The sequence below is a fragment of the Salibacter halophilus genome (assembly GCF_008806325.1).
Lineage (GTDB): Bacteria > Bacteroidota > Bacteroidia > Flavobacteriales_G > Salibacteraceae > Salibacter > Salibacter halophilus.
Genome location: NZ_WACR01000008.1, coordinates 1 through 15639, shown reverse-complemented (window position 1 = coordinate 15639; position 15639 = coordinate 1). Strand labels below are relative to the sequence as shown.

Here is a 15639-nt window from a genome sequence, read left to right as displayed (position 1 = left end):
TCGGTCAGAGCCCATTACCTTTGTTCGCAATATGGAGAAAATCATTGAAGTAAGAGAAATAGCACGAGAATACAGCATTGGAAACCAACTCGTAAAAGCGCTTCAATCTGTTTCTTTAACTATCGACAAAAACGAATACGTTGCTTTGATGGGGCCATCGGGCTCTGGAAAATCGACACTCATGAATATTTTAGGTTGTTTGGATACTCCCACACGTGGAGAATACATCCTAAATAAACAGCGAGTAAGCCAACTATCAGATGATGAACTCGCAGAAATCAGGAATAAAGAAATTGGTTTTGTTTTTCAAACATTTAACCTTCTCCCGCGGTATTCGGCTCTCGACAATGTGGCTCTTCCCCTGGTGTACGCGGGCATGAAGCGATCTGACCGAAATGAAAGGGCTAAAGAAGTTCTCGAATTAGTTGGTCTAAAGGATCGTATGGATCACAAACCAAATGAGCTTTCTGGCGGACAACGTCAACGTGTTGCAGTGGCTCGTGCACTTGTGAATAAGCCATCTATAATTTTAGCAGATGAGCCCACTGGAAACCTCGATTCTAAAACATCTTATGAAATAATGGCGTTATTCGATGAAATACATCAAAATGGGAACACCGTTATTCTCGTAACTCACGAAGAGGACATCGCCCAACACGCAAAGCGAATCGTTCGTTTGATGGATGGATTAGTTGAAAGTGACACTCAGCAAAACAGAAAGGAATGAAAATATATACCAAATCAGGAGATAAAGGACAAACCTCTCTCATAGGAGGAACTCGTGTAACAAAAGATCACGTTAGAATTGAGGCTTACGGAACTGTTGACGAACTCAACTCCTGGGTAGGAATGTTGCGCGATAGTGAAGTTGACGAGCGAACTCACCAAACCCTGCTAGAAATACAGGATAGACTATTTACCATCGGCTCTTCACTGGCAACTGACCCAAATGAAAGTCCTGAGACGAAACTTCCTGACTTAAAAGAAAGTGACATTACTTTTCTCGAAAAAGAAATGGATTTCATGGACGAGCAACTGCCTCCTATGAAAAACTTCATTTTGCCCGGTGGACACAACACCGTTTCCACATCCCATATTTGCCGAACCGTTTGCAGGAGAGTAGAAAGAAGAGTTATTTCACTATCAGAACACGAATTTACGCCACCACTCGTTCAACCTTACGTCAATCGACTAAGCGATTACTTTTTTGTACTTTCGAGATACACCGCAAAGCAATTAAACGCAAATGAAATAGCCTGGAAGCCTCGCAAATAGAAGGCTTTAGACTTTTTTTACACAACAATTGTGCATGTAACTTAAAAAACTACTTTTGCGTTTTGAAAATGCCTAACAATTAATACAATTGTACTATGTATTGGACGCTAGAACTTGCAAGTTATTTAGAAGATGCTCCATGGCCCGCAACCAAGGATGAGCTAATCGACTACGCACTGCGTACAGGAGCTCCTCTTGAAGTGGTTGAAAATCTTCAGGAAATCGAAGATGAGGGCGAGCAATATGAAACTATAGAAGAAATTTGGCCAGATTATCCTACCAAGGAAGACTTTTTCTTCAATGAAGATGAGTATTAATGGCTATTACTCGATAATATTTTGAGCCGTTTCACGCGAAACGGCTTTTTTTGTTTTGGCCCAAAATTTATTCACACTTCCTGCATCTGACCATCTAAAAATTAAATATAAACAGATGAATAACCTTAACTTTGTGGGCCATTTTTCACCTAAACCACTTAACTATTCAAAATACTGATAATTAATACACGATATGTTAGAAACGGTCACTAAGGCTATACAGAAGATCTTTGGAACGAAAAGTGAAAAGGATATTAAGACCATTGCCCCCATCGTCAATAAGGTTGAAGAGGCATATTCTAAACTGGATAGCCTGAGCAATGATGAACTCAGAGCCAAGACCACTGAGTTTAAAAACATCATTGAAGAAGAAATAAAGGAAGAAAATAACCGCATTGCTGAACTCAAAGAAAAAGCAGAATCTGACGAAGTAGATATCCTCGACAAAGAAGACATCTACAACGAGATCGATAAAATTGAAGAGGATATCACGAAAAAAATCGATGATGTTCTCAATAAAATTTTACCCGATGCCTTTGCAGTTTTAAGAGAAACGGCAAGACGATTCAAGGAAAACGAAACAATTGAAGTTACCGCCAGCGAATTTGATCAGGAGCTCGCCCAAAATCGTGACTCTATCCAAATAAGCGGAGATAAAGCTATTTGGAATAACAGTTGGGATGCAGCAGGCAACAAAGTAACCTGGGACATGGTCCACTACGAAGTTCAGCTTATTGGTGGTATCGTTATGCACCAGGGTAAAATTGCAGAGATGCAAACGGGTGAAGGTAAAACCCTTGTGGCAACACTTCCTGTTTACCTGAATGCACTATCTGGTCGTGGCGTACACCTCGTAACGGTGAACGACTACCTCGCTCGAAGGGATGCCGAATGGATGGGACCAATTTATGAGTTCCACGGTTTATCAATCGATTGTGTCGATAGGCATCAACCAAATTCTGAAGAGAGAAGAAAAGCTTACCAGGCAGATATCACATACGGTACCAATAACGAATTCGGCTTTGATTACCTGCGTGACAATATGGCCAACTCGCCAGAGGATCTCGTTCAGCGCAAACCAAACTACGCCATTGTCGATGAGGTTGACTCGGTTCTGATCGATGAAGCCAGAACTCCACTCATCATTTCTGGGCCAACGCCAAAAGGTGATCAGCACATGTTTGACGAGCTCAAACCAAAAGTTGAGAAACTGGTTGGTGAACAACGTAAACTCGTGAACAACCTGCTCACTGAAGCTAAAAAGAAGTTGAGTGAGGCTGAAACTACTGAGGATAAAAAGGCTGCCGGTAAAATGCGCCAGGAAGGCGGTTTATCTCTGTTCAGAGCCTATCGTGGGTTACCGAAAAACAAGGCGCTCATCAAGTTCCTCAGCGAACCCGGAATGCGTCAGCAACTGTTAAAAGTTGAGAATCACTACCTGCAAGATCAGGGAAAAGAAATGCCTTTTGTCGATAACGAACTTTTCTTCGTGATCGATGAAAAACAAAACTCGGTTGAGCTCACTGAAAAAGGAATCGACCTGGTAACATCAAACACTGACGACAAAGACTTTTTCATTCTGCCGGATATTGCGACTGAGCTCTCTCAAATTGAGAAATCAGAAAAACCGAATGAAGAAAAAGTTCAGGAAAAAGAAGAATTGATGAACGATTTTTCAGTAAAAACTGAACGCGTTCACACAGTAGATAAACTTCTCAAGGCGTATTGCATGTTTGAAAAAGACGTGGAATACGTAGTGATGGATAACCAGGTGAAAATCGTTGATGAACAAACAGGCCGTATCATGGATGGCCGAAGATACTCTGACGGTTTACACCAGGCGATTGAAGCTAAGGAACAGGTGAAAATTGAGGACGCTACTCAAACTTACGCCACTATTACGCTTCAAAATTACTTCCGCATGTACAATAAGCTTGCGGGTATGACCGGTACTGCTGAGACAGAAGCTGGCGAGTTTTGGGAAATCTACAAACTCGATGTTGTCGTGATACCAACGAACAAACCGGTTGTTCGCGATGACAAGCAGGATCTTGTCTATAAAACTGCAAGAGAAAAATTCAATGCAGTTATCGATGAAGTTGTTCGGTTGAGAGAAGAAGGAAGACCAATTTTGGTCGGAACCACAAGCGTGGAAGTATCTGAGCTTCTCAGCCGCATGTTGAAAATGCGCAAAATCGAGCACCAGGTTCTGAACGCGAAAAAACACCAGTCTGAGGCTGAAGTTGTCAAGAATGCCGGTGAACCAAAAACAGTAACGATCGCTACAAATATGGCGGGTCGTGGTACTGATATCAAATTGACAAAAGAGACAAAAGAGGCCGGTGGTTTGGCAATTGTTGGTACGGAACGTCACGAATCAAGGCGTGTTGACCGCCAGTTGCGCGGTAGGGCCGGTAGGCAAGGTGATCCGGGTTCATCTCAGTTCTTTGTTTCGCTCGAAGATAATTTGATGCGTTTATTCGGATCTGACCGTATCGCTAAATTGATGGACAGACTCGGGCACCAGGATGGAGAAGTGATTCAGCACCGCATGATTTCAAACTCTATTGAGCGTGCTCAAAAGAAAGTTGAAGAAAACAACTTTGGTATTCGTAAAAAGCTTCTCGAATACGATGATGTAATGAACCAACAGCGTGAAGTGATCTACGATCGCAGGAAACACGCGCTTTACGGTGAACGACTCAAACTCGATATCGCCAATTCAATGGTTGAGTTGGTTGAAGCAATTGTTTACGATTATCATGCGACTAAAGATTTTGATGGTTTCAATCTTGAATTGATCAGTTCGCTGCATATTGAAAGCCCGATCAGTGAAGATGAGTTCATCAAAAAACAGCCAAAAGATATTGTTGATCATATCGTTGAAAAAGCGGTAGCCAACTATCAAAAACGGACTGAGGAGATGAGCAAAATCGTTTACCCAGTAGTTAAACGCGTTCACGAAGATCCAAAAGCTAACTTCAAAACAATAGCTGTACCATTTACTGATGGCAGAAAATCGCTTCAGGTAGTTGCTGATTTGGAAAAGAGTTACAACTCTGAAGGTGCTGAATTAGTTGATGCGCTGGAAAAATCGGTGACCCTCGCGATGATCGATCTCAACTGGAAAGATCACTTACGCGAGATGGACGAATTGCGTCAATCAGTTCAAAATGCTGTTTACGAACAGAAAGATCCTCTATTGATTTACAAGTTTGAGTCTTTTGAATTGTTCAAGCAGATCATGCAAAAAGTGAGTCGTGAAGTGATCTCATTCCTGATGAAAGCTACTTTACCACAAGCTGAGGATGCTCCTGTACAGGAAGGAAACCGCGTTCAGGAAAAGCAAAAACAACCTGAACTTCAAACACAAAAAGAAGAGCTTCCTTCTCAATCATCAGGACCGCAATATCACGATCCTTCACAAAACAAAGAGCAACCGAAACCTCAGCCTGCTAAATCTGAAAAGACTTACGGGCGTAATGATAAAGTAACGGTTCTCAACCTCACTACAGGTGAAGAAAAAGAAGTGAAATACAAACAAGCTGAACCGCTCTTGAAAGGCGGACAGTGGAGAATTAAGGAATAACGCAACTCGACCTGATTGAATTAGGTCATGTCAAAAGTTGCAATGAACCAGGGGCGCTCGCTGAGCGCCTCTTTTTGTTTCTCATCGAGTGTTATACTATGCGTAACAATGTTATTTGGACTCGCTTTATACACTTTACTCACCCAACCTAGTTTTCCGGAATTGACGAGCATTTTAAGAGTTGGATCTTCACTATCAAACCAGAGTAGAGAAAATTTCAGTTTGAATATAGCCAGCAAACTCTCCATTAATTTGATGAGAACTTTCTCGTTTCCCGGAGTTGTATAAACATGGTCAAAGCTGAGAAAACGGAGGTTTTCGATATCGAGAACAGCTTTGTCGAGACCTGTAATTTTGAGTCCGCGAGTAATTGCCTGAAACATTGGTGAACCAACATTTTCTACGTGGAACATACAGTCATTAACCTGGCAACCTGCAATTATTTTCCCATCATTATCACGAACCACAAAGTAGTTGTCATGATGAAAAAGATATTCAAAATGTACACCATTGTGACCTGAATAAAACTCGCTAAGTAGTTCTTTCACCTCACTGCGAGATTTTTTATCCAAAACCTCTTCAAAGTCAACCGTTTTTTTTGGTTTAATTCTTGAAAAAGGGATTGTCTCAAATTTGCGGGATGTTTCAAAATCAAAACCCATTGCATGGTGCAATGAGCGCATATTATCAGGCTCTATGTATGCGTAATGATAAGCCGGAGCTTCAGTTGTTTCGTTATAATTTATCCCGTGTTCAGAAGGGTGCCTTGTCATGATATTCGCAATAATCCTGCGAAATACATTATCGCTTGAACGTTTCTTCTTTTCCTGTGAGGACGTTTTAAAGATTTTATCAAAAGCGAAATACCGGATGTAATAAGCATTGGCCATACCAAAGCTCATTTTTGTATCATAATGAGCCAATGAAAGATTTCCAAGCATTTTTTCACCACGGTACAGGCTCAGGTGGTAAGGATGATGCATGAATTTGAGGCGATCACCAACTCTGCCATGACGATAGATAAGGCCTTTAGTTCCAAGAACAGTACTGTCTATTAAACGCTGTAAGTCAGTTGGGACTTCTTCAGTTGAAAGTTTCAACTGAAATGATCCTTTTTCAAATAGTGCTTTTTGCATATCCTTTTGTTAGGGCTGGCACATGGGTGTGCTCCTTACTAAATTGAAAGCAAAATAAATCGTATGCTCGAAACTGCCAAATGATGGTCACCAACAAATTGTGCTTAGGCCTGATTTGGCCCCATCAATCATGCAATGAAACAATCAATTTAAAGGAGCTGCAGAGGTTCAGCTGAATGGGGGCTCTGACCAAAAAGAAAACATTAAGCTTCCTGAAGTTCAGTAACTTCAAATTCGTAATATTCCATGATTTTGTTCGCCAATAGCTTTTCACAAGCCTCAGTCGTTTTTTCTTCTGCCTCAGCCTTTGAATCAGCTTCTACCTCAAGCGTGATGTGCTTTCCAACACGAACGTTATCCATCTTATTCAAACCCAGGTTTTTTAGACCACTCAAAACAGCTTTCCCTTGTGGGTCTAAAATAACTTTATGTGGCATTACATCAATTGAAGCCTGAAATTTCATGTCCTTAAATTTTAATTATTAAACTGATTACAAGTCTCTTATCAAAGAGCAATGCTATTTCCTTGCTCTGTTTACGAGATGTACGATCAGCGAGTAAATAATGTACAAAAGTATAATAATGGGAATGATGGTGTAATCAAAATAGGGATAATATGGAACCCGAAACCAACTTTGATAAGGCAACCAGGTCATGATCAGAGCCAGAAACACCAACCCGATAAAGATAATGCGTGCTTTATTGGGCCCCTCCCACTTGAGGTTTTTGAATTTGAAATTGAGAAGCGGAAAAGGTGCTACGAGCAAAATACTACTCACAATTGCGAGTACAATGTGAAACCAGGGATTCCATAAAAGCAAAATCAGGTGAAAATCATATGGTTGCCACCAGTAATGAAGCTGAACCAAAGCGCTCATTGCTTCATCGGTATCGAGTGGGTTATAAAAATTGAGTCCGTATTGGGTAGCCATGATGATGGAAAATGAACTGATCAAAATTGCATTAGCAGGAGTTGGAACTCCTATAAACACATCAGATTGGCGCTCATCAATGTTGAAAATAGCTAACCTCAGAACCGAGAAAACAGCAACAAGTAAGCCGAGTCCTTCCAGGATTTGATGATCGAGTGGTCGCTCGAAGAATGGTGTGAAGTAATCTCCAAATCCGATACTGATCCACTGGTAGAGTAGAATGCCCGGCAAAACACCAAATGTGACAGCATCGGCAAGTGAATCGAGCTGTTTTCCCAACTCGCCACTCACTTTGAGAAGACGAGCTACCATGCCGTCAAAAAAGTCAAAGATTGCTGCTAAAAAGATAAATGCGGTACTCCACAACATTTCAGCTTCAAATGCAGCGATGATCCCGAGGCAACCGCAAACAAGGTTACTCAGTGTTAGTGAATTTGGTATAGCAGCTCTCCAATTCATAGCTGCAAATATAGCTGAATCATTCTGCCTGCCAGCTTATTTGGATTTTCTGAATGATTTTGGTTTTACGAGTGTAAAGACTCTGGAAATATTGAACCCAAAATGAATGTCTCCATCAAAAGGATTTCCTGTAGTTTGAGTAACGAATCCATTTTCAACCATTGGAGTTGAGTTGGTAACATGAAGTTGGAAAACGTGTCCGCCAGTTTCAATGTCTACTCCAATTGCAATAGAATTTTCATAAGTATCCTGGATTTGATCAGGTAATACGTAATAATACTCACCGGTAATTGCCACACGGTTCGTGATCTTCACGCGACCTCCGCCACCAAGTGCGAGCACATCGTTACTCAGGTCTTTATTTTCGACCAGGTTCCGATGAACAAGTGTTGGCATCAACTGCAAGGTGAGCGATTTTGAAAATTTACGACCGATGATCAATTGATGAGTGTAAGCCAATCGGGAGGAAAAAAGGTTGTCACGATCTGGGTTTTCCCACTTTAGTGTGTTTACTTCGGTTGTTGCTAAATATTGAAGTGAAATAGGCATTTCTTTAGCTCCTGTTGACTGTCGAAGTATTTTGGCTCTGACAAAGCCATCATATGTTTTATCAAACGAGCTTCTTCCAACACCAACCATCAACCAATCTGTAATACCGTAATCAAATCCTAAGCGAATCGTAGCCTGATCCAATCCAAACATCTCGTAAATTCCGGTATTTACAAATCCGAAACGGTGTGCTATTCGAAAGTCGAGAACACCTTTTGGGGTTGTCTTTAGAGAATGTGAATTGACAATTCGGGTAGATTTATAAGTTGACCCTACATAAACAGTTTCTTCTTCAGGATCGAGCATGGAAAGCATACTCGTGTCATTTTGAGAAAAGAGAAGATTGCCAGAAAATAGCAGCAGCGTTGCGAGGGAGAGTTTTAAACTATTCTTCATCGCTTGAATTCTTTGTAATTCATGGATACTTTGATCTTAATCACTTTGGCGATTTTATCGCGCACCACATCAGGAATTTCGATATCAAAATCTGAAGGACTCACAGTAAACTGGGCTTCACCTTTAATTCCATTATCAATAATGAAGTAACCTGATGTTTTAATTTCTTTTGTAACCCCGTGAATAGTGAGTTCACCTTCAACATTTACCGGATATTCACCCTTTTTAGAGAAATCTACGTTTTCAATGTTTGTGAACTTTCCCTTAAATGTTCCTTTTGGAAATTCGTCACTCTCTACATAGTTTTCGTTGAAATGCTCCTGCATGAGTGCTTTTTCAAACTGAAAGGACTTCATAGGGACAGAAAACTCAGCCGCTCCTGTTTTTGCATCAAAAATACTCGATGCTGAATTTGAATGGGCTTCAATATCTTCAACCGGAGTTGAACTGTAAAAACTGATCTCGCCACTTCTCGTGAAGTATTTTTGACTGTAGGCCACTGTTGACAATACAGTAAAAGCAATAATTAATAGCTGTTTCATAGTTTATTGAATTAGTACACCTCTGTCAATTCTGACCTCCTGAAAAAGGTCATCATAACCGGTGCAGATTCCTTTAATCTTTACTTTATCTCCTTTTTTCACTGATAGCTTATCAACTTCCATGCTACAAGCTGCTCCAGGCAATAAAACAGTGGTTGTGCTATCGCCTTCTATTGATTGAACCTCACCTTTCACGACAACAGCCTGATCGAGGAACATCTTGTTCGCGCTATCCGGGTTCTGACCGTAGAGCATTTGAAGCGAATCTGATGACAAGATAAGTTTAGTTTCTTCACCCTGAACATCGCGGTGTGGTTTGTTCCACTGGTAAATCCCGTAAGCCGCAACAACGAGCACGGCAATAACTAATGCGAATAAAATTTTTTTCATAGCTCTTTAATTTTGTGGCGCTCCATCCATAAGCCAACTTCTTATTTTTTGCTGATTGCAAGTTGAAAGCGGGCCGGATGGTGGCATATCTTTTTGAACGAGAACACGCTGTTCCAGCAAACCATTATCAACATATTTTTTCACTGAAGTGTAGTTGTTTATTGCCGGCAAGCCAGAACTTCCATCATGACAACCAGAAAGAGCACAATTATCCAAAATAATCGTTTCTATTCCTGAGGCATAAGTAATTGAAGTTGTATCGCAATTTGTTGAGGATTCATTTTCTGGATAGAGCTCCTCTTCATTATTGTATTCACACGAGTCGATTAAAAACACAATTCCCAAAAGACATAAAATCGCGATTAACTTGTTCATTCTCTTCACTGTTTAAGATTTTTGGTAGGCGTGTTTTTGGTTTTTTATAACGTTGGAATAATTCCAGTCTATTTTCTCTTTTAAAGCATGTTTACGAACCGGGCAATCCTCCATCAAACAATAAGCGCAAGCTTCCTCAATGCAGGGGTCAACATGGATAAACATCTCTACTTTTTCTCCTGCAAAATCATTCACCACCTTATTCACCTGCTCAACCTCATCGTGCATTCTTTCCACATCAAAATAGTAAGGTAGTGTAAGATGCGAATCGATGTGTAGTTTGGGACCGTATTTCACTACTCTAAAATTATGAATGTCGATCCACTCCGGCTTGCGATGCTTATTTAAATGACGAACAAGCTCGTTAATAAGTTGTTCATCTACTTCATCCATGATACCTGCAACAGATTTTCTTACTATTTTTAATCCACTAAATGCGATTATTCCACCAAAGAGTATGGCGAGAGCGTTATCAATCCATGTGTATGGAAAAAAGTAGAGTAAAATCAACCCTGCTACTAACCCAATTGTTGAATACACATCACTGAGCAAATGATTCCCACTCGATTCAAGTGCTAATGAATTTACTTTTTTACCGCGCTTTTTGAGAATTAGCCCCATAACCAGATTGACAACTCCAGCAAAAATCACAATGTACAAGCCATAATCAATTGCTCCTAGTTCACGCTCTTCAGTAAACCCGTAAACTGATTTCACAATCATTATGACTCCCGCGGTCAGAACCAAACTACCCTCAACACCGGCTGATAAAAATTCAGCTTTCCCATGACCATAAGGATGGTTTTTGTCGCGCGGAAGCGAGGACAGGTAAAGTGCATACACACCCAGTGCAGCTGCTACTACATTGACAATGCTTTCAGCAGCATCGGTCAATATCGCATTTGAATTACTGATCCACCAGGCACCAAACTTGATCATCATAAGCCCGGTTCCGACCAATAAAACAATTACCTGAATATGTAAATTCTTCTTTTCTCGCACTTCAGTTACAATTAAGGCAATTTTTTTAAGCTAAATGAGTTATTCAGTTAAATTTGCTCGCCTGCAAAATGAATAATATCATTCTAAAATATCTATTTCTTTTCTCATTAATGGGGTTTACTAATTCTTATTTTGCTCAGGAAACGAGAAAATACAGTAATGAATTCCTCAGTATTGGTGTGGGAGCTCGAGCACTTGGCATGTCAAACTCTGTTGTGGCATCGAGTAATGATGTGCATTCAGCATACTGGAATCCGGCCGGATTGACAGGCGTAACCGGTAAAGTTCAGGGGTCATTAATGCACTCTGAATATTTTGCGGGCATTGCCAACTTCGATTACGGAGCAGCAGCAATTCCAATTGAATCTGGTGTAATAGGCATATCACTCATTCGGTTTGGCGTTGACGATATTCAAAACACCGTCAACCTTATCGACCCAAATACAGGTCAGCCCGATTACAACCGAATTGAAAAGTTTTCTGCTGCTGATTACGCAGCGCTTATTTCCTTCGCTAAAAAGCTCAAAGTTGAAGGTCTATCAGCAGGCGGAAGCGCAAAAATCATTCATCGCCAAATTGGAGATTTTGCTGAGGCCTGGGGGTTTGGAATCGATCTTGGCGTTAAATATGAAAAAAACAACTGGCTGTTAGGTGCTGCTGCAAGAGACGTAACTTCCACTTTCAACGCCTGGAGCTACAGTCTTGACGACCGAACCAAAGAAGTCTTTCTACAAACTGATAACGAACTACCACAAAACGATCTTGAAATTACTCCACCTCGACTAATCGTAGGGGGTGGCTACAAAATCTATTTTGGAAACGAAAAATTCAGACTGCTCCCTGAGCTCAATGCCGACATCACTTTTGATGGCCAACGCCAAACGGTTATTCAGTCAGATCCTGTGAGTGTTGATCCGCATTTTGGACTCGAAGTTAGCTACGACAAACTCATTTACTTGCGTGGCGGTGTAGGCAATTTTCAACGTGTAAAAGCAGAAGTTGGGAACTACAAGGAAACTACTTTTCAGCCAAACCTGGGAGTTGGTCTTTATTTGCGCAACATTCTCGGTCTTGGAGATTTAGCAATTGATTACGCACTCACTGATGTAGGCTCTACTTCTGGCTTGCTCTATTCAAACGTCTTTTCCCTCAAGTTCCATATTCACGAGTAAGCTAATGGTCAGAGCCAGAATTATTAGCTTCGCGCCAACTTTTTATCGAGTCGTATGAATCCGAAAGTAAGGGTATTAATCATCAGGTTTAGCTCCATTGGCGACATCGTGCTCACGACTCCTGTCATTCGTTGTGTCAAACAACAACTCAATGAAGGAAACAACGAAGTACATCTCATTACAAAAGAACAATTCAAACCAATTGTCAAAACCAACCCTTATCTCGATGAAGTAATTTACATCGAAAAAAAAGTTAGCGAAGTAGCTGAAAAGCTTCAAAATGAAGGGTACGACTACATTTTTGACTTGCACAACAACCTTCGATCAGCTCAGGTTAAAAGATTAATCGGCACCCTGGCATTCACTTTCAAGAAGCACAACATAGAAAAATGGCTCTATGTAAATTTCAAGATCAACCTGATGCCCAAAAAGCACATCGTTGATCGCTACATGGACACGACAAAAGCTTTTGGAATTGAGAACGACAATAAAGGACTGGATTATTTCATCCCAAAAGATGAATTTCTCGATAAATCATCACTGTCAGAGCCATTCTCAAAGCAATATGTAGCTATTGCTATTGGCGGCCAGCATGTAGGCAAAGTAATGCCAGCTACAAAGATTATTGAAATTTGTAATGCACTGCCTCTACCCGTCATTCTTCTAGGTGGCCCTGAGGACTACGAAACGGGAAAGTTAATTGAGCAGGGATCTGACCATGAAGTTAAAAACACCTGTGGTGAGTTGAGCCTCAACGAATCAGCGAGTTTAGTCAATCAAGCTGAAGTGGTCATTTCTCACGACACCGGTTTGATGCACATCGCAGCAGCATTTAAAAAGCCTGTTATTTCAATTTGGGGTGCCACAGTGCCTGAATTTGGAATGTATCCATACATGCCCGGGAAAGGATCAAAAATCATTGAACCAAAAGATTACCGGGATCGTCCATACTCCAAGCTGGGAGATAGAAAGTGGTACAAACCACCATTTAAGGGAATGGAAAAAATCGATGTTAACGAAGTGAAACAAGCTGTTGAGGAAGCTCTGGATCTGACCAAAACTACCGAACCGGGCGCCTGAAAATCTTGAATTTTGTCAATCCTATTTTTTGGATACGATAGGCTAATGACGTCCAGATAACTCCCAGCCCGTAAACTGATGATCTTTTAAAATTGATTGACGAAGCTTCTTCAAAGTATTTTGTTGGGCATGTTACCTCAGCAATTTCAAAACCGGCAAAGCAAATTTGAGCAAGCATTTGGTTATCAAAAACGAAATCATCAGAATTCACATCAAAATCGATGCTTTCAAGTACTTCTCTTGAGAATGCTCTGTAGCCTGTGTGATATTCTGACAACTTTTGATTCATCAACAGGTTTTGCGTCAAAGTCAAAATTCTATTCGCAATGTATTTGTAAATGGGCATTCCACCTTTTAGAGCTCCTTTTCCCAAAATACGTGATCCCAACACAACCTGATAAAGGTCATTTGCAATGATGTAGCACATTGAAGGAATCAACTTGGGCGTGTATTGATAATCGGGATGAACCATGATAACAATATCAGCTCCAATTTCGAGGGCTTTATTGTAGCAGGACTTTTGGTTTCCTCCGTACCCCTTGTTTTTTTGATGAGTGATGATGTGATCGATACCTAACTTTTTTGCCAACTCAGAAGTATTATCCTGGCTTTTATCATCAACCAGAATTACTTCATCGACAAGATCCCGTGGGATTTCATTGTAGGTTTTTTCAAGGGTCCTTGAAGCGTTGTATGCAGGCATTACAACTACGACCTTTTTGTTGTTGACCATCGGTTCGAGTTTGCCGCAAATATATACGATTAAGTGAATAATCTCATTTAAAAGAAAAGCCCACCAAATTGGTGAGCTTTTCTATCAAAATCTATTCATCAGGTTATCGATTGATAATGATTCTTTTTTGGAATACTTTAGTTGGTGTTTTGATCGTAAAGAAGTAAACACCATTACTCGCTTCACTCAAATCAAACCTCTTTTTCCAGTAAGACTGATCACTGATATTCGACTTGTGTACGAGTACGCCTGTAGAAGATATCACTTCAACTTTTGCATCTCCATACCAGTCTTCAGATTCCACTGTGAATACTCCATTACTCGGATTTGGATACAACCTTACTGAGCGTGGATCCTCCGTTATAATTCCGCTCGGATCACAATCTATAACCGCAAATGATACTGTATCAATTCCTGAACATCCAGCACTATTTTGAACGACTACTACATAAGAATATCCCGTATCCTGAACAAAAGGACCTACATCAATAGACTGTGTGGTTTCACCATTATTCCACAAGTAAGAACTGTAGCCAGATCCTGCGTCAATGCTAAATACCGTATCAGCACAAACTGTGTCTATTTCATTCAATTCAACTTGCGGACTCTCCAGTACTGTCACATCTATTGTGTCTGATCCCAAACAGCCGTTTGACCCTTCTCCTACTACACTGTATGAAGTGTCATTCATTGGAGAAACAATAATTGAGTTTGTCTGTGAGCCTGTAGACCAGGTATAAGTCGAAGCACCAGTTGCTACAAGTGTATCCTGTAATCCCTCACAAATATCAATGTCAGATCCCAACGAAACAGACGGATTACTCAGAACCTCTACCGTTCCGCTATCACTGTTCAAGCAGCCATTGGAGTCAGTAAACTCATACTGAACAACTGTAGTTCCTAACCCGGCTTGTGAGATATTGAATGTGTTTCCAGTAACTCCATTTCCGCTGAAAACTCCTCCCTGAGGAGTACCTCCTGAAAGTAAAAGCGTATCAGCCGACTCACAAAGTGAGGTGTCTAAATCTAAATTCACTGTCGGCAATGGATTCACTTCAACCTGTTGGGTGTCTGATCCCGTGCAGCCATTTGTGCTAGTGAATGAGTAAACAATATTGTGTGTGCCAACTCCGGCTACGGATGGATCAAACTGATTTCCTGTTACTCCCGGGCCGGAATACGTCCCGCCTGATGGTGAGCCTGCTGGAAGTGTTACAACTCCGGCATCGATACATCTGTCGGTTAATGATGGTAGTGTAACCTGTGGGGTTGGGTTTACAGTCACCGTTGTCATTGCTGTATCACTACAGCCATTAGGATCTGAATAGGTATAAACCAGACTGTAGGTTCCCGTTCCGGCTGCTGATGGATCGAATTGACCTCCTGTTACTCCGGTGCCGGAATACGTTCCGCCAGTCGGTGAGCCTCCTGTTAGGGTGATAGCTGCATCGCTTTCACAGAATGTGCCCGGTGAAGTGAAGGAAACAGTTGGCAATGGATTTACTGTAATACTTGTTGTGTCGGAATCAGTACATCCGTTACTGTTTGTTACAGAATAGGTAATCACATGCGTTCCGACTCCTGCTACTGATGGGTCGAATTGAGTTCCTGATACTCCGGGGCCGGAATATGTTCCGCCAGTTGGTGTTCCACCTGTTAGTGTTATTGAGTTTGAACTTATACAAACATCAA

General features: G+C 41.0%; 16 protein-coding genes. 6 read left to right on the top strand and 10 right to left on the bottom strand.

Features of this window, described 5'->3' with window-relative positions; genetic code table 11:
- Positions 1-31: 31 nt before the first annotated feature.
- The 4 genes from F3059_RS09815 to secA all read left to right on the top strand — a co-directional run bounded on the left by F3059_RS09815 (position 32) and on the right by secA (position 5181).
- A complete protein-coding gene (locus F3059_RS09815; protein WP_151169131.1) occupies positions 32-727 on the top strand; it encodes an ABC transporter ATP-binding protein in 696 nt (231 codons plus the stop codon).
- Complete coding sequence (locus tag F3059_RS09810) at positions 724-1275, top strand: cob(I)yrinic acid a,c-diamide adenosyltransferase (protein ID WP_151168726.1); 552 nt, start codon at positions 724-726, stop codon at positions 1273-1275. Before F3059_RS09815 ends, F3059_RS09810 begins: the two co-directional genes overlap by 4 nt.
- Positions 1276-1370: 95 nt before the next feature.
- On the top strand, positions 1371-1592 hold the full coding sequence (locus F3059_RS09805) for a DUF2795 domain-containing protein (RefSeq protein ID WP_151168724.1): 222 nt from the start codon (positions 1371-1373) through the stop codon (positions 1590-1592).
- Positions 1593-1785: 193 nt separating this feature from the next.
- A complete protein-coding gene (gene secA / locus F3059_RS09800; protein ID WP_151168722.1) occupies positions 1786-5181 on the top strand; it encodes a preprotein translocase subunit SecA in 3396 nt (1131 codons plus the stop codon).
- Positions 5182-5201: 20 nt separating this feature from the next.
- Here secA and F3059_RS09795 read toward each other — a convergent pair whose 3' ends face one another.
- From F3059_RS09795 to F3059_RS09760, 8 genes are all read right to left on the bottom strand, one after another.
- Complete coding sequence (locus F3059_RS09795) at positions 5202-6317, bottom strand: hypothetical protein (protein ID WP_151168720.1); 1116 nt, start codon at positions 6315-6317, stop codon at positions 5202-5204.
- Positions 6318-6520: 203 nt separating this feature from the next.
- Complete coding sequence (purS, locus tag F3059_RS09790) at positions 6521-6781, bottom strand: phosphoribosylformylglycinamidine synthase subunit PurS (RefSeq protein ID WP_151168718.1); 261 nt, start codon at positions 6779-6781, stop codon at positions 6521-6523.
- 54 nt (positions 6782-6835) lie between these two features.
- Entirely contained in the window at positions 6836-7708 is an 873-nt protein-coding gene (locus tag F3059_RS09785) for a CDP-alcohol phosphatidyltransferase family protein (protein ID WP_151168716.1), read from the bottom strand.
- Between the two features lie 36 nt (positions 7709-7744).
- Positions 7745-8653: a DUF5777 family beta-barrel protein gene (locus F3059_RS09780; protein WP_151168714.1), complete on the bottom strand. Its 909-nt coding sequence runs from the start codon at positions 8651-8653 to the stop codon at positions 7745-7747.
- Positions 8650-9195, bottom strand: coding sequence for a YceI family protein (locus F3059_RS09775; protein WP_151168712.1), 546 nt, complete (start codon positions 9193-9195; stop codon positions 8650-8652). Before F3059_RS09775 ends, F3059_RS09780 begins: the two co-directional genes overlap by 4 nt.
- A 3-nt stretch (positions 9196-9198) precedes the next feature.
- Positions 9199-9585 (bottom strand): OB-fold protein, encoded by a 387-nt coding sequence (locus F3059_RS09770; RefSeq protein ID WP_151168710.1) that lies wholly within the window; start codon positions 9583-9585, stop codon positions 9199-9201.
- Between the two features lie 6 nt (positions 9586-9591).
- The gene (locus F3059_RS09765) at positions 9592-9960 is read right to left on the bottom strand and encodes a hypothetical protein (RefSeq protein ID WP_151168708.1); all 369 of its coding nucleotides are present in this window, start codon (positions 9958-9960) and stop codon (positions 9592-9594) included.
- Between the two features lie 12 nt (positions 9961-9972).
- Positions 9973-10962 carry a cation diffusion facilitator family transporter gene (locus tag F3059_RS09760; protein ID WP_151168706.1) on the bottom strand — a complete coding sequence of 330 codons (990 nt, stop codon included), beginning with the start codon at positions 10960-10962 and terminating at the stop codon, positions 9973-9975.
- Positions 10963-11030: 68 nt separating this feature from the next.
- Here F3059_RS09760 and F3059_RS09755 point away from each other — a divergent pair, with 68 nt between their 5' ends.
- Both F3059_RS09755 and F3059_RS09750 read left to right on the top strand, forming a co-directional pair.
- The gene (locus F3059_RS09755; RefSeq protein ID WP_223274593.1) at positions 11031-12134 is read left to right on the top strand and encodes a putative type IX sorting system protein PorV2; all 1104 of its coding nucleotides are present in this window, start codon (positions 11031-11033) and stop codon (positions 12132-12134) included.
- Between the two features lie 54 nt (positions 12135-12188).
- Positions 12189-13214 carry a glycosyltransferase family 9 protein gene (locus F3059_RS09750; RefSeq protein ID WP_151168704.1) on the top strand — a complete coding sequence of 342 codons (1026 nt, stop codon included), beginning with the start codon at positions 12189-12191 and terminating at the stop codon, positions 13212-13214.
- Here the strand turns inward: F3059_RS09750 and F3059_RS09745 are convergent.
- Both F3059_RS09745 and F3059_RS09740 read right to left on the bottom strand, forming a co-directional pair.
- Positions 13195-13947, bottom strand: coding sequence for a glycosyltransferase family 2 protein (locus F3059_RS09745; RefSeq protein ID WP_151168702.1), 753 nt, complete (start codon positions 13945-13947; stop codon positions 13195-13197). The genes F3059_RS09750 and F3059_RS09745 overlap by 20 nt on opposite strands.
- A gap of 103 nt (positions 13948-14050) precedes the next feature.
- A partial coding sequence (locus tag F3059_RS09740; RefSeq protein ID WP_151168700.1) for a T9SS type A sorting domain-containing protein occupies positions 14051-15639 on the bottom strand: 1589 nt, incomplete at its 5' end.

Bases quoted from the DNA above. Each gene is read 5' to 3' on its own strand.
- F3059_RS09815 (WP_151169131.1), top strand. From the start codon at position 32: ATGGAGAAAATCATTGAAGTAAGAGAAATAGCACGAGAATACAGCATT.
- F3059_RS09810 (WP_151168726.1), top strand. From the start codon at position 724: ATGAAAATATATACCAAATCAGGAGATAAAGGACAAACCTCTCTCATA.
- F3059_RS09805 (WP_151168724.1), top strand. From the start codon at position 1,371: ATGTATTGGACGCTAGAACTTGCAAGTTATTTAGAAGATGCTCCATGG.
- secA (WP_151168722.1), top strand. From the start codon at position 1,786: ATGTTAGAAACGGTCACTAAGGCTATACAGAAGATCTTTGGAACGAAA.
- F3059_RS09795 (WP_151168720.1), bottom strand. From the start codon at position 6,317: ATGCAAAAAGCACTATTTGAAAAAGGATCATTTCAGTTGAAACTTTCA.
- purS (WP_151168718.1), bottom strand. From the start codon at position 6,781: ATGAAATTTCAGGCTTCAATTGATGTAATGCCACATAAAGTTATTTTA.
- F3059_RS09785 (WP_151168716.1), bottom strand. From the start codon at position 7,708: ATGAATTGGAGAGCTGCTATACCAAATTCACTAACACTGAGTAACCTT.
- F3059_RS09780 (WP_151168714.1), bottom strand. From the start codon at position 8,653: ATGAAGAATAGTTTAAAACTCTCCCTCGCAACGCTGCTGCTATTTTCT.
- F3059_RS09775 (WP_151168712.1), bottom strand. From the start codon at position 9,195: ATGAAACAGCTATTAATTATTGCTTTTACTGTATTGTCAACAGTGGCC.
- F3059_RS09770 (WP_151168710.1), bottom strand. From the start codon at position 9,585: ATGAAAAAAATTTTATTCGCATTAGTTATTGCCGTGCTCGTTGTTGCG.
- F3059_RS09765 (WP_151168708.1), bottom strand. From the start codon at position 9,960: ATGAACAAGTTAATCGCGATTTTATGTCTTTTGGGAATTGTGTTTTTA.
- F3059_RS09755 (WP_223274593.1), top strand. From the start codon at position 11,031: ATGAATAATATCATTCTAAAATATCTATTTCTTTTCTCATTAATGGGG.
- F3059_RS09750 (WP_151168704.1), top strand. From the start codon at position 12,189: ATGAATCCGAAAGTAAGGGTATTAATCATCAGGTTTAGCTCCATTGGC.
- F3059_RS09745 (WP_151168702.1), bottom strand. From the start codon at position 13,947: ATGGTCAACAACAAAAAGGTCGTAGTTGTAATGCCTGCATACAACGCT.